Source organism: Alcanivorax sp., from assembly GCF_014762765.1.
Classification (GTDB): domain Bacteria; phylum Pseudomonadota; class Gammaproteobacteria; order Pseudomonadales; family Alcanivoracaceae; genus Alcanivorax.
The window spans coordinates 15,133-35,694 of sequence record NZ_JABURH010000173.1 but is presented as its reverse complement, the minus strand read 5'-3'; the positions used below and the strand labels follow the sequence as shown (position 1 = coordinate 35,694).

Sequence of the window (20,562 nt, the reverse complement as noted above, 5' to 3'; positions counted from 1 at the left end):
TTCACGTATCCGAAATGGATTGGACCAACAAGAACATCCACCCGTCCAAGGTTGTAGAGATCGGCGACGAAGTGGAAGTGATGATCCTGGACATCGATCAGGACCGTCGTCGTATTTCCCTGGGTATCAAGCAGTGTCAGTCCAACCCGTGGGATGCCTTCGAAGAGAAATACCAGAAAGGCGAGCGCATTTCCGGCAAGATCAAGTCCATCACTGACTTCGGTATCTTCATCGGTCTGGAAGGCGGCATCGACGGTCTGGTGCATCTGTCCGACATTTCCTGGGAAGAGCAGGGCGAAGATGCCGTGCGTAACTTCAACAAGGGCGATGAGCTGGAAACGGTGGTTCTGTCCATCGACGCAGAGCGCGAAAGAATTTCCTTGGGTATCAAGCAGTTGACAGACGATCCGTTTGCTCAGTATGTTGCTGCTAATGACAAGGGCGCAATCGTCAAGGGCGTGATCAAGGCGGTAGACGCGAAAGCAGCCACCGTTGAGCTTGCCGAGAACGTGGAAGGCACCCTGCGTGCCAGCGAAATCAGCCGCGACCGCGTTAACGATGCGACCGAAGTGCTTAACGTCGGTGACGAAGTGGAAGCGAAAATCACCAACGTTGATCGCAAGAACCGTGTTCTGAGCTTGTCCATCAAAGCGAAGGACCAGGCCGACGAGCGTGAAGCCATTGACGGACTGTCTGAACAGCAGGACGCCAATGCGCCGAAGACCATCGGTGACCTGATCAAGAAGCAGATGGAAAGCAGCAACGAGTCATAATACGGCTCCTCCCGGGGACCGGCATCGTGCCGGTCCCACTGGGCTGGGAGCCCAGGGAGCAGGCTGTAATGGCGTTAACCAAGTCGGAATTGATTGAGCGGATTGCCGATCGGCAAAACCAGTTGTCGCCCAAGGATGTGGAGCTGGCAGTCAAAACGCTTATCGAGCAGATGGCCGATTCTCTGGCCGGCGGAGGTCGTATCGAAATACGCGGCTTCGGCAGTTTTTCCCTCCATTTTCGTGCGCCCCGCGTGGGACGCAATCCCAAGACCGGTGCCAGCGTCGAGCTGCACGGTAAATATGTTCCCCACTTCAAACCCGGTAAAGAGCTGCGCGAGCGCGTTAACGATTCACTGCATGAAGAAAGTGGTGAAGGTGTTGATAATGGCGCCAGTGGCAATCAGGCTGCCGTTAACTAAACCCCGTTTGTCGTTACCGCCCGGCACAGGCCTGGCCAGTAAAGAGGGAACCTTACGATGCGAAACCTGTACCGGATTCTGGTAATTCTGGCCGTTGTGGCCGTTTTTCTTTTTGCCTTTCTGTTTGTCACCAGCAATCGTGACCTGGTGATGCTGGATATGCTGTTCTATCAATGGCACTGGGAGGTATCCCTGGGCGTGCTGGTGATCGGCGTGCTGGCCATTGGTCTGTTTCTGGGGCTGCTGGCCGGTATCGGTCTGCGCGGTCTGAAGAGCCTGTTTTCATGAGTGAATCGTTCTGGCTTCTGCCGCTGTTCTTTGTTGCCATTGCCGCCGGTTTCTTTCTCGGCAAGCGTGAGAGCAGGCGCCGGCAGCGTCGACGCATGGCCTCCCTGTCCAAGGACTATGTGGCTGGCATCAACTTCTTCCTCAATGAAGAGCCGGACAAGGGTATCGAAGCCCTGCTCAAGAGTCTGGACGTCAGTGAGGAGGGGCTCGATACCCATCTTGCCCTGGGCAAGTTGTTCCGCAAGCGGGGCGAATTCGATCGTGCCGCCCAGCTCCATACCCACCTGCTGGAACACGGCGACTATGGTCGCCCGGTGCAGGAAGAAATCCAGCTGGAACTGGCCCAGGATTACTTGGCCAGCGGTATCTTCGATCTGGCCGAGCAGGTACTGCTGGAAATGCTGGATCAGGATTGCCAGGCCAAGGATGAAGTCTGCCAGCAGCTAATGGGCCTGTACGAGCAGGAGCGCGATTGGGTCAATGCCATCAGTATGGGCGAGCGGCTGATCAAGAGCCGCCCGGCGCTGGGGCCTGTGCTGGCCCAATACTGCTGCGAGCAGTCGGAAAACCTGCGCCGTGATGGTGACATCAACCCGGCACGCCGCATGCTGCGCCGGGCCCTGTCCTTCGATGACCAGTGCGTACGCGCCAGCTTTGTGGAAGGCGAGCTGGAAATGGGCGAACAGAACTGGGATGCCGCTACCCAGGCCTTACAGCGCATCTGGGTGCAGGACAGCGACTTCTTTGATGAAGTGCTCGACAAGCTGCGCACCTGCTATCAGCAGCAGGAGAAGGACGAAGAGTTTATTCAGATGCTGGCGGACTACAGTGCCGAGAAACCCAGTACCAGCCGCATCCTGCTGCTTTCCGAAGCGCTCAAGGAACGCTACGGCGACAAGGAAGCGGCGGATTTTATTGCTGAGTACATGAAAGCCAACCCCTCAGTACGTGGTCTCAACCGGATCATCGACATGAGCCTGGCCGGCAGCGCGGAAGGGGAAACCCGCGAACATCTCGGTGTACTCAAGCAGCTGTCAGAGCAACTGCTCAACGACAAGAGCCTCTACAAGTGCCGCCGCTGTGGTTTCGAAACCCCCTTGATGCAATGGCGATGCCCAAGCTGCAAGCGCTGGGGGTCCATCAAGCCGGTGGTCAAGGAAGTCTAGCGGCAAGCTGCAAGCCTCAAGCTACAAGCTGCAACACGGGAAAGTGTATCGAAAACTGCTGGTTTGTTGGCCGCGCACAAAGATAGGCAGATGATTCGCGGCCAAAAACGTCAAGCCAAGCCCGATCCTATTTCGCGTTGCAGCTTGTAGCTTGAGGCTTGCAGCTCCGAATTCTTGAACCGTCTTCCCGCAACTCATACCATAGCGCCACCAATCCCCGAGGACGCTCCCATGCCTATCTCCAGCCCTGTTATCGTCGCCCTGGATTATCCCGATGCCGCCCGGGCGCTGGCCATGGCGGATCAACTGGACCCGGGCAAGGTGCGCGTCAAAGTCGGCAAGGAAATCTTCACCCGCAGTGGCCCGGCCATTGTCGAAGGGCTGCACAGCAAGGGCTTCGAGGTGTTCCTGGACCTGAAATTCCATGACATCCCCAACACCGTGGCCGGTGCTGTGGCGGCGGCTGCCGACCTGGGCGTATGGATGGTCAATGTGCACGCCAGCGGAGGCCTGCGCATGATGGAAGCCGCCGCCAATGCCATCGCCAACCATGCCAATCGACCCCATCTGATTGCGGTGACCGTGCTGACCAGCATGGAAGCTGTTGATCTGGAGCAGGTGGGGGTGATGGATGAGCCGAACGTGCAGGTGCGGCGCCTGGCTGAGCTGGCCAAGCGCGCCGGCATGGACGGGGTGGTGTGTTCCGCCCGGGAAGCGACCATGCTCAAAGAGGCCTGTGGCCGGCAATTCGAGCTGGTCACCCCGGGTATCCGCCCGCCAGGCGCAGATGCCGGTGACCAGCGCCGCGTGCTGACGCCGGTACAGGCCCGGGATGCGGGTGTGGACTATATGGTAATCGGTAGGCCGATTACCCAGGCTGCCGAGCCTACAAGGGTGGTGGACGAGATATTACAAAGTCTTGCCTGAGCCACTTACGCAATTCGTAACCCTCCGCTGATAACGTCCTTTCGCCGGGCTTTCTATGGTGTGGTCTCCAACTGATAAAAATGGAGATCGATATGAAAGCATTGAAAGCGGTTGTGATGTCCCTGCTTCTGGCACTGAGCCTGCCGGCCCTGGCGGTGGAAGTGGAAGCGGTCAAGGACGCGGCCAAAACCCAGGTAGAAAATCGAATCAACCTGAATACGGCGGACGTTACCCAACTGCAGGAACTCAAGGGCGTGGGGCCGAAAACGGCGGAAGCCATCGTGCAGTGGCGTGACAGCCAGGGGCCTTTTACCAGCGTGGATCAGCTGCTGGCCATCAAGGGCATCGGTGAAAAGACCCTGGCAAAAATGCGCGACAGCCTGGTGGTGCAGTAAGGGTTTACCCGATTCCGGTAGAGCTTTGTTCGCAAAGCGAAGAAGCCGGAAATATTTTCGCCTTGTGAAAAAAAGGCTTCAGCCGGTTTTAAAGCACTACAAAAAAGGCTTCCATCGGGAAGCCTTTTTGCGTTGTGTCTCTTGTTGATTTTCTCACTCTTCCGAATGATTTTCCTCTTCATCTGCCTGGCTCAGATCATCGGCCCGATCCGGCTCCGGTGCCGGAGGTTCGTGGGCCGGGGCATCACCCTGTTGCTGCCGCTTTTCCTCTTTTTCCAGGGTGGCTTTTTCCGCCTTGGCTTCCACTTCCTCGGTGGTCTTTTCCTCGCCGATGCGGAAGGCCGCAAAGCCGGCATGAACTACCTGGTTCACTGCCATTCCGAGAACTCGACCGTTATATGGCGCAATGATGGCGCTGCCTGTATTGCTGATCGGGTCGGTGACGGTGCCCAGCACCTGGCCCTTCCTGACGTTCTGGTTCAGTTCCACCTCGGCAAGCAGAATGCCGCCCTGGGTGGCACGAATCCATTCGGACTCATAGAACACCGGTTGCGGGGCACTCCAGAAACGGCTGGCCTTACGCATGCCCAGGTTTTCCAGCAGGGTATCGATGGCCTGAACACCGTTGCTGACCGCTTCGGTTTCCAGCCGGTTGGGGCCACCGGCCTCCATGGTCACCGCCACAATGTTCTTTTTCACCGCCGCGTCACGGAGCATGCCGGTGACGCCGGGGCTGTGCAGTACCGTCATGCCGCCGAAGTGCTTGGCAAAAGCCACCACATCCGGGTTGTCCAGGTCGGCCCGTAGCTGGGGCAGGTTGACCCGTTTCTGGGAGCCGGTGTGTAGGTCCACCAGATAATCGCAATGGCGGACGATATTGCTGAACAGGGAATGGGCCACGCGGCTGGCGGCACTGCCATTCTTGTTGCCGGGGAAGTAGCGGTTAAGATCCCGGCGGTCGCTCAGGTAACGCGAGCCACTGCGAAAGCCATCCAGATTGACGATAGGCACACCGATCACGGTGCCGGCCAGCTGATTCGGCTCCAGCTCGTACATGAGTCGACGCACCATCTCGATGCCGTTCAGTTCATCGCCGTGGATGGCCGCAGTCAGACACAGCTTTGGGCCTGGTTTGTCGCCATGTGCCACCAGTACCGGTACCGGCGTGGCGATGGAGGCGAAGGACTGATCCGGAGTCCAGTGCAGGGTGGCAAAACTGCCGGTTTCAACCTGGCGCCCCAGCAATGAGAGGGGCAGGGGAGCCGGGTCCGCCGCCGGTTGAGCCAGGTCATCCACTGCGGCGCTGTCGGCCTTGTCCGTGTCTGTATTGCCGTCACCGGCTGTGGCCTGGCCATCGCTTTCCTGCTGGCGTTCCACGGCCCGTTCTTCGTCTTCCACTTCATTGGCCCAGCCTGGCGTTGCTGCCAGGCCGAACAGGACAAATATTGCCGTGATAGCGAATGAGGACCACGTTTTATACACAAAATCTCCTTGATTCAGCCAAGCTGATCCAGCTCGTCCCAGCGAGCAAAGGTGGTTTCCAGTTCCGCCTGCAACTCGCTTTGTTGCTGTTGGGCGGCGCTGATCTCGGCCGGGTCACCCTTGAAGAAAGTCGGATCCGACATGCGAGCCTGCACCGCTTCCAGTGCTGCTTCCAGCTGCTCGATCCGTTCCGGTAATTGTTCCAGCTCCCGTTGATCCTTATATGACAACTTCTTGCGTTTCGGGGCTGCCGGGGCCGGTTCGAGCACCGGCTTGGCGGATTTGACGGTTTTTCCCTTCACTGGTTCCGGACGCTGGCGCAACCAGTCCTGATAGCCGCCCACATAGCTGTTGAGCTCGCCGTTTTCAAACACCAGGGTGGAGGTCACCACATTGTCGATGAACTCCCGGTCGTGGCTGACCAGCAGCAGGGTGCCCTGATAGTTCATCAGCTGCTCTTCCAGCAGTTCCAGGGTTTCTGCGTCCAGGTCATTGGTGGGCTCATCCAGGACCAGCAGGTTGAAGGGATTGGTGAACAGCTTGGCCAGCAACAGGCGATTGCGCTCCCCGCCGGACAGGGATTTCACCGGCTGGCGCACCCGGCTCGGGTCGAACAGGAAATCCTGCAGATAGCCGATCACATGCTTGTTCTGGCCATTGATGGTGACCACATCGGAGCCTTCGGCCACGTTGTCGATCACGCTCTTTTCCTCGTTGAGGGTATCTCGCAACTGATCGAAATAGGCCACCTGTAGCTGGGTGCCCAGCTTCACGGTGCCGCTGTCCGGGGCCAGTCGGCCCAGTAGCAGACGGATCAGGGTGGACTTGCCACAGCCGTTGGGGCCGAGAATGCCTACCCGATCCCCGCGCAGCAGGTTCACGGAAAAATCCCGCACGATGGTCTTGCCGTCCACGCTGTAATTCAGATGCTCGGCTTCCACCACCACCTTGCCGGAATTGTCGCCGCTCTGGATGGTCAGGCTGGCGGTGCCGGTGCGGTTGCGGCGTTGAGCAAATTCATCGCGCATGGCCTTGAGGGCACGCACCCGGCCTTCGTTACGGGTACGGCGTGCCTTGATGCCCTGGCGTATCCACTTTTCTTCCTGGCTGAGTTTCTTGTCGAATTCGGCGTTGGCCCGCTCTTCCGCTTCCAGCGCCGCCTGCTTGCCGCTCAGATACTTCTCATAGCTGCCCGGCCAGCTGGTCAGCTTGCCCCGGTCCAGCTCGATGATGCGGGTGGCCAGGGAGCGGATAAAGGCCCGGTCGTGGGAGATAAACACCAGGGTGGCGCCGTAGCTCTTCAGGAACTCTTCCAGCCACTGGATGGAATCCATATCCAGGTGGTTGGTGGGCTCGTCCAGCAGCAGGATATCCGGCTCCTGCACCAGCGCGCGGGCCAGCAGCACCCGCCGCTTCATGCCCCCGGACAGGCCGGCAAAGGGCTGATCGCCGTCCAGCTTCAGCTTGGACAGCACCGTGTCCACCCGCTGCGACAGCTGCCAGGCACCACAGGCTTCGATCTCGCTGCTCAGCTGCTCGAACCGGGCCAGGATCTTGTCGTCACCATCGCCGAGATGGTGGACCAGCTCCGCGTGTTCGCTGAGCAGAGCGCCATGCTCGCCGAGGCCCTCGGCCACCATGAAATGGACGCTGTGATCCTGATCGTCCGGTACTTCCTGCTCCAGACGGGCCACGGTCAGCCCCTGGGTTTTCTCAATCTGGCCGTCATCCGCATGGATCTCCTCGGCAATCACCTTCATCAGGGTGGACTTGCCGGCCCCGTTACGACCGATCAGACAAAGCCGTTCCCCCGGGTCGATGGACAGGGTGACGTGATCCAGCAGCGGCTGCTGCCCATAACTGAGCTGAATGTCGCGGAGGGTAATCAGAGGCATACTTTATGGATAACCAAATATGTGAATAATGTGATGAAGCAGTTTCAATCTACAAGCTGCAAGCGACAACGAGATCAAGCAATCGGGTTAGCGAACAGCATGAGCCCGCGACCACCCTGCGATAATCGCGGTCGGAGAGCTCACAGTATTCTGCTTGCCTGACCCGCGTTGTAGCTTGCAGCTTGTCGCTTGAAGCTATGTTTCTTGAACGCGCAGTGTAGCAGCTTGTTACGGGCGTGTAGTGGTGTCTGAAGGGATCATCGGGCAGCCTTTGGCCCAGAAGGAGAGGAGCACATGACAGACTTTTTGCGGGAACGTTACGAAGAGGTGGATCTGACCCCGGGCCAGGGCAAGATCACCGCCACCGTGTCCATCGGATTGGGTGTCCTGGCGCTGCTGGGCAGCTTCTGTTTTCTCTATCCGGAGTTGCTGACCACCCCGGAATTCCGTGCCTTCTACAACGCCGAGGTGCTGCGCATTGCCCTGTTCATCGGCATCGGTATCGGCTTTGTCTGTGGCTTTTTCAGTGTGCTGCGTCATCAGGAAAAGCGCTACGGCATCATCGGCATGGTGCTGGCCTGCATGGCCGCGCTGATCGGCTCCGGACGGCTGGATGTGCCGCCGGTGGAAGGTCGCAGCCTCTACGCCGGGCTCGACTATTTTATCCTTACGCTGCTGGTGCTGGCCCTGGTGTTTATCCCGCTGGAGCGGGCCTTCCCCAAAGACCCGGACCAGAAAACCCTGCGCGGGGGCTGGGTTACGGATATCAAGTACTTCCTGTTCAGCCATGTGGGCCTGCAGCTGATCAGCTTCTTCACCATCATCCCCATTCAGGTGGTGCTCCACGACAAGGTGGACATCGGCTTCCAACAGGCCATCGCCAGCCAGCCCCTTTGGCTGCAGTTCATTGAGATCCTCATCGTCATCGACCTGGGCAGCTACTGGATTCACCGGGCCTTCCATGAGGTGCCCTGGCTGTGGAAATTCCATGCGGTGCATCATTCCACCACTCAAATGGACTGGCTGGCCTCCTCGCGCCTGCATGTGGTGGAAATCATCGCCAACCGTTTTGTCGGCTACCTGCCCATCTTCATTCTGGGCTTTTCGCCGTCAGCGGTGTACGCCTATCTGGTGTTTGTGTCCTTCCACGCGATCTTTATCCACGCCAATGTGCGCTTCCGGTTTCCGGGCATCCGCTGGCTCATCGCCACCCCGGAATTCCATCACTGGCATCACTCCTCGGAAGACGAGGCCGTGGACAAAAATTACGCCGCCTTTCTGCCCATCTACGATAAACTGTTCGGCACCCTGATCATGCCCAACCGACTGGCTGCCGAGTACGGCACCCGGGCCAGCACCAAGGTGCCGGAAGGCGTGGTCGACCAGTTTCTGTTCCCGTTCCGTCGGGATCACCGTCAGGAATAAAATTGTATCGTTGGAGCCATGCTTACATGGCGAACTCCAGCTTCGGGTTCGCCATGCAAGCATGGCTCCTACAGGATATGGTTAACGAATATGCCAACCGGAACGCTGTAAATGGATGACCTGATCGACCTGCTGCGCGAACGCCACCAGGGCTCTCTGGTAGCCCTGGAGCTGCCGGATGAAGACCGGCTGGTGGAAATCGAGGAACAACTGCTCATTTCCCTGCCGGGGGAGTACAAGGAATTCCTGCTCACCACCGGCGACATCCTTTGCGGCAGCCTGGAGCCGGCCACCGTCATGGACGACTACGCCCACAACTTCCTTCCCGAGCTGGCCGCCCAGGCCTGGGACCAGGGCATGCCCCGTTCGCTGATCCCCGTCTGCCAGGCTGCAGACGGCCTCTACGCCATCGCCCAGGACGGCCAGATCGTCTTCTGGGTACCGGGCGAGGGTGTCAACGAGGATGAGGAATGGAGCTCTATCTGGCAGTGGGCCAGAGAGGTCTGGCTGGAAAGCTAAAAACGAAGCCGCTGTAGGAGCGCCTCTCGAGGCGCGAATCCGAGCTTTGGCGAGGAAGCGAGGCAGCCCGTTCTCTCAATGTTCATCAGGATGAACAGCCTTCCTTCGCAAGGTTCGCACCTCAAGAGGTGCTCCTACATCGTGGGCCACCGTTCCTCCTACACCCCCGCCAAATCCAGCTCATTATTGATCAATACCACACACTGGGACGCAAACAGCATGGTTGGCCCCAGGCTGATCTTCTCCGTTCCCAGCCGCTTCAAGCTGTTAAAACTCTTCTTCGGCATGGGGATGTGATCGGTAAGCAGGAAGCAGGGCTTTTCCGCAAAGGCCAGCTCCCGAATACTCTCGCCCTTGGGGTCCATCATGTACAGCTGATGCCCGTCCTCGGCCAGCGCCTTCACCAGCTTCTCAAAGCTCAGTGTGCGCACGGTAATGCCGCTTTCCACCGCCTTCATCTGCTCCTTGCCCATGCCGGCAGAGGCATCCAGTGCCCGTGTCACCTTGGCCAGCAGCGCCTGCTCATGAAAGCCACCAATATCGCGCATTTCTGCCGCCACAAAGGTGATGGTGCGGGAGTAATCCTGGGTGCTTTCCAGCACCAGGTGCACCACCACATCCGGCCGGTGCGACTGTGCCACGAAGATCGCATTCATCAGGGTATGGGCGAGGATCTCGCTATGGGCATCGCCACCCACATTATCCATCAGGGTTTGGCTATTGGTGGACGCGGCGCGGGCGCGGAGGACGAAAGTACGCATAGGACTCCTGATTAAGATGACGCAGCCAATGATTGTAACCCTCTCGTTGGAGCTTTGCTCGCAAAGCGAAGACCTATGACACGCCGTAGGTGACCATGGAAGGAGAGTAATGATTTTCCGTAACGCCTGTACCTGAAGCAGCAAACGACCCTCGCCCCGTTTTACGCCCGCACGCAATTTGAATATGCAGGATATGGCTTACAGATATTGGTAAGTTGCTGAGATAAAGTGAATTTTCAAATTTGGGGATGCAAGAAAAGTCGGCACTCAATTTCCCGTTCAACACGCAAGTGCAAGAAAAGTCAGTTGAGAATGGTTCCTGGGTCGCGGTTAAATAAAACATTGATTGGCTGGGTTTTCGGGAAGATTCAGGGAAAGGAGGGGCTGGGGGTACATTGCAAAGCGATATATCGGATCTGAAATCAAATACGCTGTTAAGCATAAATAAAGGAGAAAGATAATGGATGTTACTGCGTTGGGTCTGGCTGCTTTGGGGGCATTTATTGTTCTGGCCGGTTTCTACTTGGCAGGAAAGGTAACAAAGAAGTTGTGGAAAAGCCTTGTTCAGGTGTTTTCGTTGTTGCTGGGGTTTATAGCTCTTGCAGCATTTCCCGTGCCTGTCGAGACGGCAGCGAGTGCAGGGACTTATTGGTTGATAATCCTTGTTGTCTGTGCCGTTGTGTCCAAGATATTTTTCAAGAAGAAAGAAGATGTTAGCGAAAGGGCTTAACAAGGCCAGGCAGGGCGGCGCCAAAATACGGCGCGCTTGCTCGCAGCCTTAGGGAAAGTTAACGGTTTGATGAGAGCCCTGGATTGTTGGAATCTATTTGGACTAACAATTTGATATGGAGGAGGAAACTCATGAGTAGCGGAAATGAGCGAGATTTTGTTGAGGCTCTTATCAGACGGAATCGTTATCTGGTTTTGTCGAGCACCAATGGCAAGGATCCGTGGGCTGCACCGTTAGAGTACATGGCCGACGACAAACTAAATCTTTATTTCTTTTCCACCGTGGACTCACGACACGCTTGTGACATAGAGATGAATGAGAAGGTTGCCGTAGCTATCTTTGATAGTGATCAGCCAGAATACAGTGCGGACCTGTCAGCCTCATTAAATGGCGTACAAATCGAAGCAACTGCCCGTAAGGTCCCAGAGAATGAATATAGCGAGGCAATTATTGCTGCGATAGAAGCCCTGAAGCCACCCATGCCTCCTTATGCCGTATATCAACTTCGACCTCGAACGTTCTACCTTCCCAAGATCACGAAGGGCGTAAACGTCAGAACAGAAGTGAAGTAGGTTTGTCGCTTAACAAGTCATTCGTCCTGTGCGGGCGTGTGCCTAAAAATGTCCACGGAAGTGGCAGCAGATCATTGATGACAATTGATGAGTAGCAATGAACCAAATCAATCCCAAAAAGTTGCTTCACAGCAAGTGGACTGCGGTAAAGCCAGTAAAGAAAGAAAAGCATTTTCTGGTGACTGAGGTCGAATTTGATGAAGAGGGTGAGGTTATTCATTGCCTGATAGAGGCGGTGATCTCAAACCGTTCAGAGGCTATTGATTGGAAAGCACTGAGAGATGCGTCGAGCTGGCAGCAGGGCTGGAAGTAGTTATTTCGTTCTCGTGACTTCTGGAGGGGCGCCATAGGGCGGAAATATCCGGTTGGGTATTTCCGCCCTACGGGTTTAGCGAGGGTCGTTACTTTCGTTATGCTCACCGTCGTTGGCTTTTGGTGCCTGGCCCTTATCGTCTTGGGGTACAGACTTTTCCTTCTTTTCCCCCTCAATACACAGCTTGTCGCCATCGCCATTGCGGATATGGATATCCAGCTGGCTGAAGGCGATTTCGATGTCGTGTTCCTTGCACAGGGCATCGATATGGCGGTTGAGTTCGTCGGTGGCGGCCAGGCGGTCGCCGATGTCATTCACGTGGACGCGCAGTTCGTGGTCCAGGGTGCTGGCACCGAAGCTGAGAAAGAACACCACCGGTTCCGGATCGCGCAGCACCCGTTTGTTTTCCCGGGCGGCCTGCATGAGGATGTCGCGGCATTTCTGCAGGTCGGAGCCGTAGGCGAAACCCACCTTGATGATGATGCGGGTGACGGTGTCGGACAGGGACCAGTTGATCAGTCGCTCGGTGACGAACACCTTGTTGGGTACCAGGATTTCCTTGCGGTCGAAATCGATCAGGGTGGTGGCGCGGATGCGAATGCGACTGACGGTGCCGTCCAGGTTGTTGATGGTGATCACGTCGCCGATACGAATAGGGCGTTCGAACAGCAGGATGATCCCGGAGATGAAGTTGGCAAAGATTTCCTGCAGACCAAAGCCCAGGCCCACACCCAGGGCTGCCACCAGCCACTGCATTTTGTCCCAGCTCAGGCCCAGGGCACCGAACGTGATGATGATGCCGCCGCCCACGATCACGTAGGAGAGCAGGGTAGTGGCGGCGTAGCTGGTGCCCTGGCGCAGGTCCATCCGTGACAGCACCAGCACTTCCAGCAGGCCGGGCAGGTTGCTGGCCAGCAGGAAGGTGACCGCACCAATGATCAAGGCGGTCATCACATCGCCGAGACTGATGGGCGAGGTGCTGCCGGCCTGGCCAGCGGCATCGGCGGTTTCCCAGAGCACGATGTTTTCGGTGTAGGAGAAGGCATGGAAAACATCGGCCCATACCCAGTAAACCAGCAGTGCAATGCCGGCAATCAGTGCCAGGCGGATCAGGCGCAGGGACTGCTGATTCACCTGTTTCAGGTCCAGCTGCGGTTCTTCGACTTCCACCGCTTCCGAGGCAGCTGAGGAGGTGTCCGAGCCCTTCTGATCGGCTTCCCGCTGGGCCACCGCACGGCGGTAGGCCAGTCGCTGGGCGGCAACGGCGAGCCCCCGCACGGCGACGGCATCCAGCAGAATCCACAGGACCACCAGGTAGAGGCTGTAGATCATGTGCCCGGCCAGGCGAACCGAGGTGTAGTAATAGCCGATGCCGATCAGCACCGTAAGGATCAGGGGCGCGGCGGCGCAGAGTCCGGTGGACAGGCCCTTCATGGTACGGCTGTAATGCCGGCCCGGGTAACTCTGTGCCACTGAGGGCAAGCTGATCATCACCACGACCAGGCTGGCTACCATGATGACCAGCCCCAGGCGATCGTTGCTGAGCTGGGCGGGCCATTGGTCGCCAAAGGCGATGATAAAAGTCATGGGAATAATGGCCAGGCCGGTCAGGGCCAGGCGGCGACGCATATGCTGATTATGCTGGTTGTCCCAGCGGAAATGGCGCTGGGCGATACCGCCACTTTTCAGCAGCCGGTAGAGCATTTCGAATACCAGCCAGAGCAAGGCAAGCTGGGCAAAGGCGGCGCCCAGTACACTGGTGATGGTGCTGGGCTGGCGCCACAGGCCAGCGGCGATAATTGCCAAAGCGATAGGCGCCGGCGCGGATATCAGCACGGTATAGAGCAGGCTTAATGGCGTATGCAGCTGGCTGTCGCGGCGCAGGAAACCCACATCCTGATTCATGGTGTCGATGCGTTTTTTCAGTCGCGGCCGCAGCAATATCAGGATAACAGCGGGGATGAAGGCCAGCACCAACCAGCCCCATTGTCCAGCAACAAGTTCACGGGCGCCTTGCCAGAGGGTCTTCCAGGGCATGGTGCTGACTTGCTGGGCTATCAGCCCCGGCAATTTGCCTAGCCATTCCAGGCTTACCGCCTGAGTGCTGGGCATCCAGAAGGTCTGTTCGGAAATGATGTTGTGCAGGCTGCGGGACACCTTGTTCAGCTGCTCCTGATTCAACTGGGTGCGAGTGAGGATGGCCAGTTGGCGGCCCAATTCCTGGTTGAGCTGGTCGTAGAGCTCCCGCCGTTCCCGGTGCAGGATTGTAAAGGCTCGTTCCATATCCGCAGTGAGTTCGCCTTTGAGTTTTTCCTGTTCCGGCAGAGGTGAACTATCCAGAGACTGGATCTTCTGTTCGAGCTCGAATTGTTCCAGGCGGGCGTCGGAAATCTTCTTTTGCAGGCCCATGTCTGACTGAGTCTGAGGCAGGCGCTTCTGTTGCTGGTAGAGCACCCGTGACAGCAGCAGGCTGCCGTCAAGCAAACGGATCTGGTCGTTGACGGTGCTTGACAGTGAGCGGGCCTTGTCGAGCTGGGTTTTGGTGTCGATGGCATCACGCAGCAGGCCATTCACTGCCTGGCTGGTGCTGGCAAGCTGCTCGCGCAGACTCTGGTTCTCCGCCATAGCGGCCTTGATGCGCTTATTGTCCAGTACGCTATCCGGTAGCGACGACTCCGGCGCATCGGCCATATCCTGCAGCTGATTGATGCGGCGTTGCTGGATCAGGGGTTGTACAGCATCGAGTTGGGCTTCCAGTACGGCTTGCTCGGTGCGGAGCAACTGTTGTTCGAGGCGGGCGACGTCCTGTTTCTTGTCGACCACGGTCAGTTCCTGGTTGTAGCGCTCGATGCGGGTTTCCAGGGCACGTAGCTCTATGTTGAGCCCTTGTTCCTGTTTTTCACTGAGCGGCTCGCCATTTTCGTCGGTGCCTTCATTGAGCCGCGAGCGGATGGTGTCCATGCGCTCCATGGCCTTGCTGATCACGTTCTGGGCCTGTTCCGGCAGCGTCTGAGCGCGGGTCAGTTCACCGTTGACCTGGGCAAGGCGGCTCTGATTTTTTTCCAGGGCATCCAGCCGACTGGTGAGCTTTTCGATAAGGGCCTGCAGTGACAGATCCTTGTATTGTGCGGCCCAATCCTTGTCCTGTTGCTGGCGAGCCTCGGCCAGTTCTGCGCTCAGGCGGGCGCGTTGGGTGGAGGCCTGGCGGGCGAAGGTTTCCAGCTCCTTGATGGTTTGCTGATTGCTGTCCACTTCGCGGCGCAATTCCAGCGTGCGCTCCAGAAGTTTCTTGTCTGTATTGGTGCCGTTATTACTGTTTTCCGCGCTTTCGCTGATCTGCTTTTCCAGATCGCCGACGCCGGGCAGGGAAAAACCTCCGATCTGGGCCTGGCTGAGGGCAGGCAAAAGAATGAGCAGAAAAAGGGCCAGACGTCGATCCATAACCTGAAGGCTCCAATGGCTGTGACGGGCAATCAAAGTGTGTTGACTATTTTGCTCGGTGACCTGAGCCCGAGTTCAGATCACCGGGTAAAGACGATGTTTTTATTCCGGGCTCCGGGCAAGCTTATCAAGGCGTTGCAGGCGGCGCAGCAGTTGTCTCACCAGGCCCAGCTCCCGTTCCCCGGCCAGTGGCAGCAGCTCGTCTACCCACTGGTGCAGGTTCTCCTCCGGTCCCACCTCTAGTGCCGCCAACAAACCACGCATGGCGTCGCGGGTATGTTGGTAGGTGGTGGTGTCTGGATTGCTGCTGACGGTTGGGGGCAGTGGTTGCTTGCGCAATTCCCAGGCATAGACCATCACCGCCTGGGCCAGGTTCAGAGATGGCTGCTCCTGGGCGAGCGGAATGCTGCTGGCCAGATCGCACAGGGCCACCTCGTCGCCGGTGAGGCCGCTGGCCTCCCGGCCGAATACGATGGCTACCCGTTGGACGCTGTCGCCCTTGGCGGCAATCAGTTCGGCGCACTGGTCCGCGTCCACATAGCGGTCTTTCTGCAGGCGTCGCCGGGCGGTGCAGGCAATGCTCAGGTCTACATCCGAGAGGGCGTCGCCCAGGCTGTCGAAGGTACGGGCCTGTTCCAGTACCTCGTTACTTTGATGGGCCACCCACTGGGCGGCGGTCATGTCGCCGGGTCGTACCAAACGTAACTGCTTGAACCCCATGGTCTTGATGGCGCGGGCGGCGGCGCCGATGTTTTCGCCCCGGGCGGGCTCCACCAGTACAAACATGATGTCCATTCGTCATATATCCACGTCAGGCTGAAGGTTGCCATTGTAAACGCAGGCAAAGGCTGTGGCAGGAAATGTCCATTTTTTGTCCGGCTACGTCCTAGGGTGCAACGGCAATGGTGTTTATTGTTTAACCAATAAACACAACAAACTTCATAACAATTGTGAGGGGACCCATGAACAAGCTCGCACTCTGCGGCCTGCTGGCTGCCGTTGTTATCCCTGCGCCTGCCCAGGCGTTTCAGCAAATCACCCACAAGCGTATCGCCATTGATGCGGTGGATTACATGAAAAACCACCCGGGCACCACCGAGTACAACCGCCTCAAGGCCTGGGTCAATGCTGCTGGCTACACGATGGATCAGTTTGCCGAGGTGATTGGTCAGGGCGCCTACGATGTGGATGATTTCCAGGACACCTACCTGTGTGGTGCGGTCTCCGGGGATTGTGTCTACGCGCCGGTATTCAACGCCGGTTCTTCATTGGTGAACTACACCTCCTACTGGCATTTCCAGAATCACACGCGCAGTTCTGACGTGCACGGTAATGATCTGGGCGGCTACAACTACGACCTGCTTACTGTCTGGGGCGATATCGACAATATGGCTGCTTCCTGGTTGTACGGTGATTACCTGGATGATGGCCCCGGTGGCATGACTGGCTGGTGGTCCTCGGATGATCCGAAGTACAACACCTACGGCATTACCGAAGCCAACTATCGTCAGGGCAGCTATTCCAGCAAGTCCATGTACGATGACTTTGAGGAAATACCGTTCCAGCCCATCGATAACCTGGGCCAGTACTGGTACAGCCAGTTCCTCAGTCAGCCCACCGCCCAGACCCTGGGTTTTGTGTTGCACACCACCGATCTGCTGCAGCCCCACCATGTGTGGACTACCTCGGCCCTGAACCACAGCGGTTGGGAATCGTGGGTGGCGGACTACTACGACAGTGAAAACCTGAACGACACCGCCCTGGTGGATCAAGCCCTGCAGAACTTCACCCCGCTGTCGCCTACAGGCACCGACATCCGCCCGCTGCTCACCGAGGGTGGCACCCTGGCCTATGGCAATGGCGGTATCGTGTTGTCCAGCACCGACCATTCCGATCGAGTGCAGGTCGGGCAGACAGTGATTCCCAATGCCATCGCCATGGTGGTGCATCTGCTCAACCATGCCGCGCACCAGGTTAATCCCTGATTTTTGTACCGGCTCATAACCGGGCCGGTGTTTCCCCCGTAGGGTGCACTGAGTCTAAGGCGAACTGCACCATTCAGACGCCAGATCGGTGCGCTCAGTGCTCCCTACGGTAATGAACGGGCTAGAAAGACGTTAGAGGAAAACTTTCATGGCAATGCATCGATGGATGTTGGCCATTGGGTTGGCGGTTATTGCGGTGGCCGGTTATACCGGCTGGCAGAAGTGGGGGCCGCTGCCTGATGATGTGGCTGCCCGCGTGGATGGTGAAACGATCCCGGCTGCTACCCTGGACGTGTTTGTGGCGGCCGCTCGCCGCAGCGAGCCGGATATCAGCCGGGAAAGCGTGCTCAAGGGACTGGTGGAAAACCGTTTGCTGGCATCGGTGGCCAATGCGCAAGATGATCACCGCGCGCACCCGGAACGGGTGGGTTATGACAGTGCCACCCGCCACGAACAGCAGCGTTTCAAGCTGATCCGCACCGCCTATGCCGATGCCCTGCGCAAGGCGGTCAACGATAGCGGCATGGCGAACAGCCTGGATAGCTTGAGTGCCCCCTTGGTCCTGTCCCGCGATGTGCTGGCACCCATGCTGACTCTGGAGCAGGTGTTGCTTAGCACCATGACCGAGGCCCAGCAACAGGCGGCCCGTGAGTATGTGCTGGCCAGGTATCGCTTTGCTGACGATCAGCCGGAGCAGACCCTGAGCCTGTGGGAGCTGTACCGCCGCCAGAACATTCAGCTGAAGGTGCAGATGCACAATCTCAATCTGGATTTTATTCGCGAAGCGGTGAAGCAGCATCTGACCATGGCCTATGTGTTCTACTGGTTTGAACAGCGCGCGGGCCTGAGCGAGTCGGCCATTGCCGCCGTAGATCGCTGTATCGATGATGCCCTGCAACGGGAAACCCTGATGCACGACATGGGGTTGATGCAGGATATCCATGACGACAATCCGCAATTGCGGGAGCTGGCTGCACAGGTGAGCGATGCGCAGCTTGCCGACTACTACGCGGCGAACAGGGAACAGTTCACCCGTGTGGAGCGGGTACGGGCGCGGCATCTGAGAGTCGACAGTCAGCAGCAGGCGGACCGGGTGCATGAGCTTATCCGCGATGGCCTGTCGTTTGACCAGGCAGTAGCGGATTACTCGGTGGCTGAAGACCGTCAGCAGGGTGGCGAGCTGGGCTGGATTGACCGGCAATCCCGGCAGGATCACTGGACCCGGGCGCTGGCGTTTGTGCAGCCGCAGGGCGTGGTGTCACCGCCGTTTCGCAGCCCCGGTACGGATGGCGCCCCCTATTGGGAGCTGTTTCTGGTGGAGGAAAAAGTGACCGCCTACCAGAGCCTGGACAGCAAATCGGTGCGCTATCGGGCAGGGCGGGCAGTGGCTCAGCAACAATTGCAGCAACGCTTCAAGAGCCTGCTGGCGGACGTTACCGAGCAGGCGTCATTACGAATCAATCGTGGGGTGCTGTGATGAAGGCGCTGTTGGCTGCTCTGCTGCTGACTGCGATGGTGTTGGTGATGGTCCGTTGGTTGCCGACTGCAGCACAGACAGATGTGCCTGCGCTGGCCGAAAACAACGAGGTGGCGGCAAAGACTCCCGCGTTGAAACAGCAGAAACAGGCCGCCGCGACGCTACCCATGATCGACACGGTGGCGGAAAGAGAGCGGCAACCGGTTGACTCCCGACTGCACGATTCTGCGTCCATTCCCGCACCTTCCCCGCAAGCGATTGCAGCACTGCGTGAGAGTATGCGTCACGGGGATGCGCGTACACCACCGTTGGCTCCGGGTACGGATCTGCGTGAGCCTCCCGGCGATGCTGAGCTGGCCGACCCGGCCCTGTATCAGCAGTATGAGCAACGTCAGCAGCAGCAGGTGTATGCGTCATTTGCCCAAGCGGCCGATCAGCGTATCCCGGAACTGGAAGCGTTGATTGCCAAAGGCCGTGCCGAGGGCATCAGCGAAGCGCAACTGGCGGAAGGGGAAGCCAAGCTGGCAAAGCTGCGCGAACAGCGGGATCAGTTAGCGGCGCAACAACCGTCCGTCGACGAGGCGTCTGCAGAAGAAGAACAGGACTGACCGGTAAGCTCTGCCACGCTGTCGCTGATGGCCTGATCCTGCGGAGCCAGCGCACGGGCGCGGCAGATGCTGTCCCGGGCGCTTATAACATCCCCCAGGGCCTGTTCGGCGTAGGCGCGGTTGTTCCAGGCGGCGGCAAAGTCCGGCGCCCTGTCGGTGGCGCTGCGGAAGGCATCCAGCGCTTCCTGCTGCTGGCCCTGGCTCCACAGGCTGTTGCCGTGGCCGAACCAGAGTTTGCCGCTGTCCGGGAAGGCGGCTACCGCCGTCGGCCAGAATTCCTCGGCATTGGGCAGGGCGGAAATCGCCCGGAACAGGGTGCCCGGTTCTGCACTAGCGGGTAGTTGGCCGGGTTCAACCAGGGTGAAGCCCCATTGATCGGCGCGGGCCCAGGTGCGGATAAAGCGGTTCCAGTGGGTAGTCTTGCCGGCGTTGGTGCCGCTGTGCAGCACCATGGTATTGCCCTGATCCTGATAGCCGGTCACTACGGCGAAATGCCATTGAGGCCAGCGACGCAGGGCCAGGTTCTGTAATACCAGTACAGGTCGGCCTGCCTGCAGTTCCTGGAACAACGCCTGGCTACTTTCCACCGGATACGCCATCAGGCCACGGCTGCGAGCAGCGGCACGTAATTCAATGCCCAGGCTGCCTTCCCGTTCCGGTAACCACACCTCGTCAACCAGACTGTTTGCACTCACCGGTTTGCCGGCCCATTGCAGCATCATGGCCAGGGCGGCGGGGCCGCATTGGTATTTTTCCTGGGGCACAAAGGGCACCACCAGCTGCTGCTCGGGGTCCACCTGCGCACTTTGAGGAGGCGGGAAACTTTGGCATCCACTCAAGGAAAGCAGAACCAGCAAGCTAGCGAGGCATGCCAGGTTGAAAGGGCGGGTTAACGTTGTGGGTGAAAGACGAGGAGCGATTTGCTCCTCGCCGTAGGGGGCTGGCATGGATCAGTTAATGGGATCGATAACCGGGAAGACGTCGGTGGCACCTAGCAGATCCAGCAACACCAGAATGAGGATGATGGCGAGGATCACGCCAACCACACCCTGGCCGGCGGGCAATTCTTCCGCTTTCTGGGCCAGCTGCTGCAGCTCCTGATCGGTGAGGCGGTCGAGACGCTGGCTCACCTGATCCTTGCTGACGCCGTAGTCGCCCAATGCCTTGGCGGCGACCTTTTGGTCCATCAGCGCCATTACCTGCGCTTTCATTGCCGCGCGGTCCTGTTGTTGGATGACCGTGTCGTTACCGATCATGGCGGCCTGGGCGGCTGGCACAATCATCAACTGCATGAAAAGCAGCAATGATGCACTGAGAATACCGGTAATACGCTTGGTCATGGGATATCTCCATTCAGCTCGATTGATTCAACACTAACATCTTGAC

21 protein-coding genes are annotated in these 20,562 nt (G+C 58.2%); 14 read left to right on the top strand and 7 right to left on the bottom strand.

Annotated features, from left to right (window positions below):
- From HUJ17_RS12750 to HUJ17_RS12725, 6 genes are all read left to right on the top strand, one after another.
- Positions 1 to 773 (top strand): S1 RNA-binding domain-containing protein (locus tag HUJ17_RS12750; protein WP_290511046.1); only part of this gene is annotated, 773 nt, incomplete at its 5' end.
- Positions 774 to 841: 68 nt separating this feature from the next.
- Positions 842 to 1,192, top strand: coding sequence for an integration host factor subunit beta (gene ihfB / locus HUJ17_RS12745; RefSeq protein WP_290511045.1), 351 nt, complete (start codon positions 842 to 844; stop codon positions 1,190 to 1,192).
- Between the two features lie 57 nt (positions 1,193 to 1,249).
- Positions 1,250 to 1,480 (top strand): lipopolysaccharide assembly protein LapA domain-containing protein, encoded by a 231-nt coding sequence (locus HUJ17_RS12740; RefSeq protein ID WP_062817702.1) that lies wholly within the window; start codon positions 1,250 to 1,252, stop codon positions 1,478 to 1,480.
- Positions 1,477 to 2,646 (top strand): lipopolysaccharide assembly protein LapB, encoded by a 1,170-nt coding sequence (gene lapB / locus HUJ17_RS12735; protein ID WP_290511044.1) that lies wholly within the window; start codon positions 1,477 to 1,479, stop codon positions 2,644 to 2,646. Before HUJ17_RS12740 ends, lapB begins: the two co-directional genes overlap by 4 nt.
- Before the next feature lie 231 nt (positions 2,647 to 2,877).
- A complete protein-coding gene (gene pyrF, locus HUJ17_RS12730; RefSeq protein WP_290511043.1) occupies positions 2,878 to 3,573 on the top strand; it encodes an orotidine-5'-phosphate decarboxylase in 696 nt (231 codons plus the stop codon).
- 92 nt (positions 3,574 to 3,665) lie between these two features.
- Entirely contained in the window at positions 3,666 to 3,968 is a 303-nt protein-coding gene (locus tag HUJ17_RS12725) for a helix-hairpin-helix domain-containing protein (RefSeq protein WP_290511042.1), read from the top strand.
- 153 nt (positions 3,969 to 4,121) lie between these two features.
- Here HUJ17_RS12725 and HUJ17_RS12720 read toward each other — a convergent pair whose 3' ends face one another.
- Positions 4,122 to 5,450: a succinylglutamate desuccinylase/aspartoacylase family protein gene (locus HUJ17_RS12720; protein WP_290511041.1), complete on the bottom strand. Its 1,329-nt coding sequence runs from the start codon at positions 5,448 to 5,450 to the stop codon at positions 4,122 to 4,124.
- Positions 5,451 to 5,464: 14 nt separating this feature from the next.
- Positions 5,465 to 7,345 carry an ATP-binding cassette domain-containing protein gene (locus HUJ17_RS12715; RefSeq protein ID WP_290511040.1) on the bottom strand — a complete coding sequence of 627 codons (1,881 nt, stop codon included), beginning with the start codon at positions 7,343 to 7,345 and terminating at the stop codon, positions 5,465 to 5,467.
- Between the two features lie 294 nt (positions 7,346 to 7,639).
- On the opposite strand from HUJ17_RS12715, the gene HUJ17_RS12710 reads away from it, so the two are divergent.
- Together HUJ17_RS12710 and HUJ17_RS12705 are read left to right on the top strand one after the other, a co-directional pair.
- A complete protein-coding gene (locus HUJ17_RS12710) occupies positions 7,640 to 8,770 on the top strand; it encodes a sterol desaturase family protein (protein WP_290511039.1) in 1,131 nt (376 codons plus the stop codon).
- A gap of 111 nt (positions 8,771 to 8,881) precedes the next feature.
- Positions 8,882 to 9,289: an SMI1/KNR4 family protein gene (locus tag HUJ17_RS12705; protein WP_063509421.1), complete on the top strand. Its 408-nt coding sequence runs from the start codon at positions 8,882 to 8,884 to the stop codon at positions 9,287 to 9,289.
- Between the two features lie 158 nt (positions 9,290 to 9,447).
- Here HUJ17_RS12705 and trmY read toward each other — a convergent pair whose 3' ends face one another.
- Positions 9,448 to 10,050, bottom strand: a complete 603-nt coding sequence (trmY, locus tag HUJ17_RS12700) for a tRNA (pseudouridine(54)-N(1))-methyltransferase TrmY (RefSeq protein WP_290511038.1) — start codon at positions 10,048 to 10,050, stop codon at positions 9,448 to 9,450.
- Between the two features lie 460 nt (positions 10,051 to 10,510).
- Between trmY and HUJ17_RS12695 the strand changes: the two genes are divergently transcribed.
- From HUJ17_RS12695 to HUJ17_RS12685, 3 genes are all read left to right on the top strand, one after another.
- Complete coding sequence (locus HUJ17_RS12695) at positions 10,511 to 10,780, top strand: hypothetical protein (protein ID WP_290511037.1); 270 nt, start codon at positions 10,511 to 10,513, stop codon at positions 10,778 to 10,780.
- A 131-nt stretch (positions 10,781 to 10,911) separates the two neighbouring features.
- The gene (locus HUJ17_RS12690; RefSeq protein ID WP_290511036.1) at positions 10,912 to 11,352 is read left to right on the top strand and encodes a pyridoxamine 5'-phosphate oxidase family protein; all 441 of its coding nucleotides are present in this window, start codon (positions 10,912 to 10,914) and stop codon (positions 11,350 to 11,352) included.
- A 97-nt stretch (positions 11,353 to 11,449) separates the two neighbouring features.
- On the top strand, positions 11,450 to 11,665 hold the full coding sequence (locus HUJ17_RS12685) for a TIGR02450 family Trp-rich protein (RefSeq protein ID WP_290511035.1): 216 nt from the start codon (positions 11,450 to 11,452) through the stop codon (positions 11,663 to 11,665).
- Between the two features lie 75 nt (positions 11,666 to 11,740).
- Here HUJ17_RS12685 and mscK read toward each other — a convergent pair whose 3' ends face one another.
- Both mscK and HUJ17_RS12675 read right to left on the bottom strand, forming a co-directional pair.
- Complete coding sequence (gene mscK / locus HUJ17_RS12680) at positions 11,741 to 15,106, bottom strand: mechanosensitive channel MscK (RefSeq protein WP_290511034.1); 3,366 nt, start codon at positions 15,104 to 15,106, stop codon at positions 11,741 to 11,743.
- A gap of 102 nt (positions 15,107 to 15,208) precedes the next feature.
- A complete protein-coding gene (locus tag HUJ17_RS12675) occupies positions 15,209 to 15,901 on the bottom strand; it encodes a tRNA/rRNA methyltransferase (protein WP_290511033.1) in 693 nt (230 codons plus the stop codon).
- Positions 15,902 to 16,068: 167 nt separating this feature from the next.
- Here HUJ17_RS12675 and HUJ17_RS12670 point away from each other — a divergent pair, with 167 nt between their 5' ends.
- The 3 genes from HUJ17_RS12670 (at position 16,069) to HUJ17_RS12660 (ending at position 19,176) form a co-directional block, all read left to right on the top strand.
- Positions 16,069 to 17,091: a phospholipase gene (locus tag HUJ17_RS12670; RefSeq protein ID WP_290511032.1), complete on the top strand. Its 1,023-nt coding sequence runs from the start codon at positions 16,069 to 16,071 to the stop codon at positions 17,089 to 17,091.
- Between the two features lie 148 nt (positions 17,092 to 17,239).
- A complete protein-coding gene (locus tag HUJ17_RS12665) occupies positions 17,240 to 18,568 on the top strand; it encodes a peptidylprolyl isomerase (RefSeq protein ID WP_290511031.1) in 1,329 nt (442 codons plus the stop codon).
- On the top strand, positions 18,568 to 19,176 hold the full coding sequence (locus HUJ17_RS12660; protein WP_290511030.1) for a hypothetical protein: 609 nt from the start codon (positions 18,568 to 18,570) through the stop codon (positions 19,174 to 19,176). The genes HUJ17_RS12665 and HUJ17_RS12660 overlap by 1 nt, the downstream gene beginning before the upstream one ends.
- Here the strand turns inward: HUJ17_RS12660 and HUJ17_RS12655 are convergent.
- Positions 19,116 to 19,973 (bottom strand): PA2778 family cysteine peptidase, encoded by an 858-nt coding sequence (locus HUJ17_RS12655; protein ID WP_290511029.1) that lies wholly within the window; start codon positions 19,971 to 19,973, stop codon positions 19,116 to 19,118. The two genes, HUJ17_RS12660 and HUJ17_RS12655, sit on opposite strands and share 61 nt — an antisense overlap.
- 153 nt (positions 19,974 to 20,126) lie before the next feature.
- The gene (locus HUJ17_RS12650) at positions 20,127 to 20,516 is read right to left on the bottom strand and encodes a PA2779 family protein (protein ID WP_290511028.1); all 390 of its coding nucleotides are present in this window, start codon (positions 20,514 to 20,516) and stop codon (positions 20,127 to 20,129) included.
- Positions 20,517 to 20,562 lie beyond the last annotated feature (46 nt).

Bases quoted from the DNA above. Each gene is read 5' to 3' on its own strand.
- trmY (WP_290511038.1), bottom strand. From the start codon at position 10,050: ATGCGTACTTTCGTCCTCCGCGCCCGCGCCGCGTCCACCAATAGCCAA.
- ihfB (WP_290511045.1), top strand. From the start codon at position 842: ATGGCGTTAACCAAGTCGGAATTGATTGAGCGGATTGCCGATCGGCAA.
- HUJ17_RS12725 (WP_290511042.1), top strand. From the start codon at position 3,666: ATGAAAGCATTGAAAGCGGTTGTGATGTCCCTGCTTCTGGCACTGAGC.
- pyrF (WP_290511043.1), top strand. From the start codon at position 2,878: ATGCCTATCTCCAGCCCTGTTATCGTCGCCCTGGATTATCCCGATGCC.
- HUJ17_RS12650 (WP_290511028.1), bottom strand. From the start codon at position 20,516: ATGACCAAGCGTATTACCGGTATTCTCAGTGCATCATTGCTGCTTTTC.
- HUJ17_RS12675 (WP_290511033.1), bottom strand. From the start codon at position 15,901: ATGGACATCATGTTTGTACTGGTGGAGCCCGCCCGGGGCGAAAACATC.
- lapB (WP_290511044.1), top strand. From the start codon at position 1,477: ATGAGTGAATCGTTCTGGCTTCTGCCGCTGTTCTTTGTTGCCATTGCC.
- HUJ17_RS12685 (WP_290511035.1), top strand. From the start codon at position 11,450: ATGAACCAAATCAATCCCAAAAAGTTGCTTCACAGCAAGTGGACTGCG.
- HUJ17_RS12715 (WP_290511040.1), bottom strand. From the start codon at position 7,345: ATGCCTCTGATTACCCTCCGCGACATTCAGCTCAGTTATGGGCAGCAG.
- HUJ17_RS12670 (WP_290511032.1), top strand. From the start codon at position 16,069: ATGAACAAGCTCGCACTCTGCGGCCTGCTGGCTGCCGTTGTTATCCCT.
- HUJ17_RS12710 (WP_290511039.1), top strand. From the start codon at position 7,640: ATGACAGACTTTTTGCGGGAACGTTACGAAGAGGTGGATCTGACCCCG.
- mscK (WP_290511034.1), bottom strand. From the start codon at position 15,106: ATGGATCGACGTCTGGCCCTTTTTCTGCTCATTCTTTTGCCTGCCCTC.
- HUJ17_RS12660 (WP_290511030.1), top strand. From the start codon at position 18,568: ATGAAGGCGCTGTTGGCTGCTCTGCTGCTGACTGCGATGGTGTTGGTG.
- HUJ17_RS12705 (WP_063509421.1), top strand. From the start codon at position 8,882: ATGGATGACCTGATCGACCTGCTGCGCGAACGCCACCAGGGCTCTCTG.
- HUJ17_RS12665 (WP_290511031.1), top strand. From the start codon at position 17,240: ATGGCAATGCATCGATGGATGTTGGCCATTGGGTTGGCGGTTATTGCG.
- HUJ17_RS12740 (WP_062817702.1), top strand. From the start codon at position 1,250: ATGCGAAACCTGTACCGGATTCTGGTAATTCTGGCCGTTGTGGCCGTT.
- HUJ17_RS12695 (WP_290511037.1), top strand. From the start codon at position 10,511: ATGGATGTTACTGCGTTGGGTCTGGCTGCTTTGGGGGCATTTATTGTT.
- HUJ17_RS12690 (WP_290511036.1), top strand. From the start codon at position 10,912: ATGAGTAGCGGAAATGAGCGAGATTTTGTTGAGGCTCTTATCAGACGG.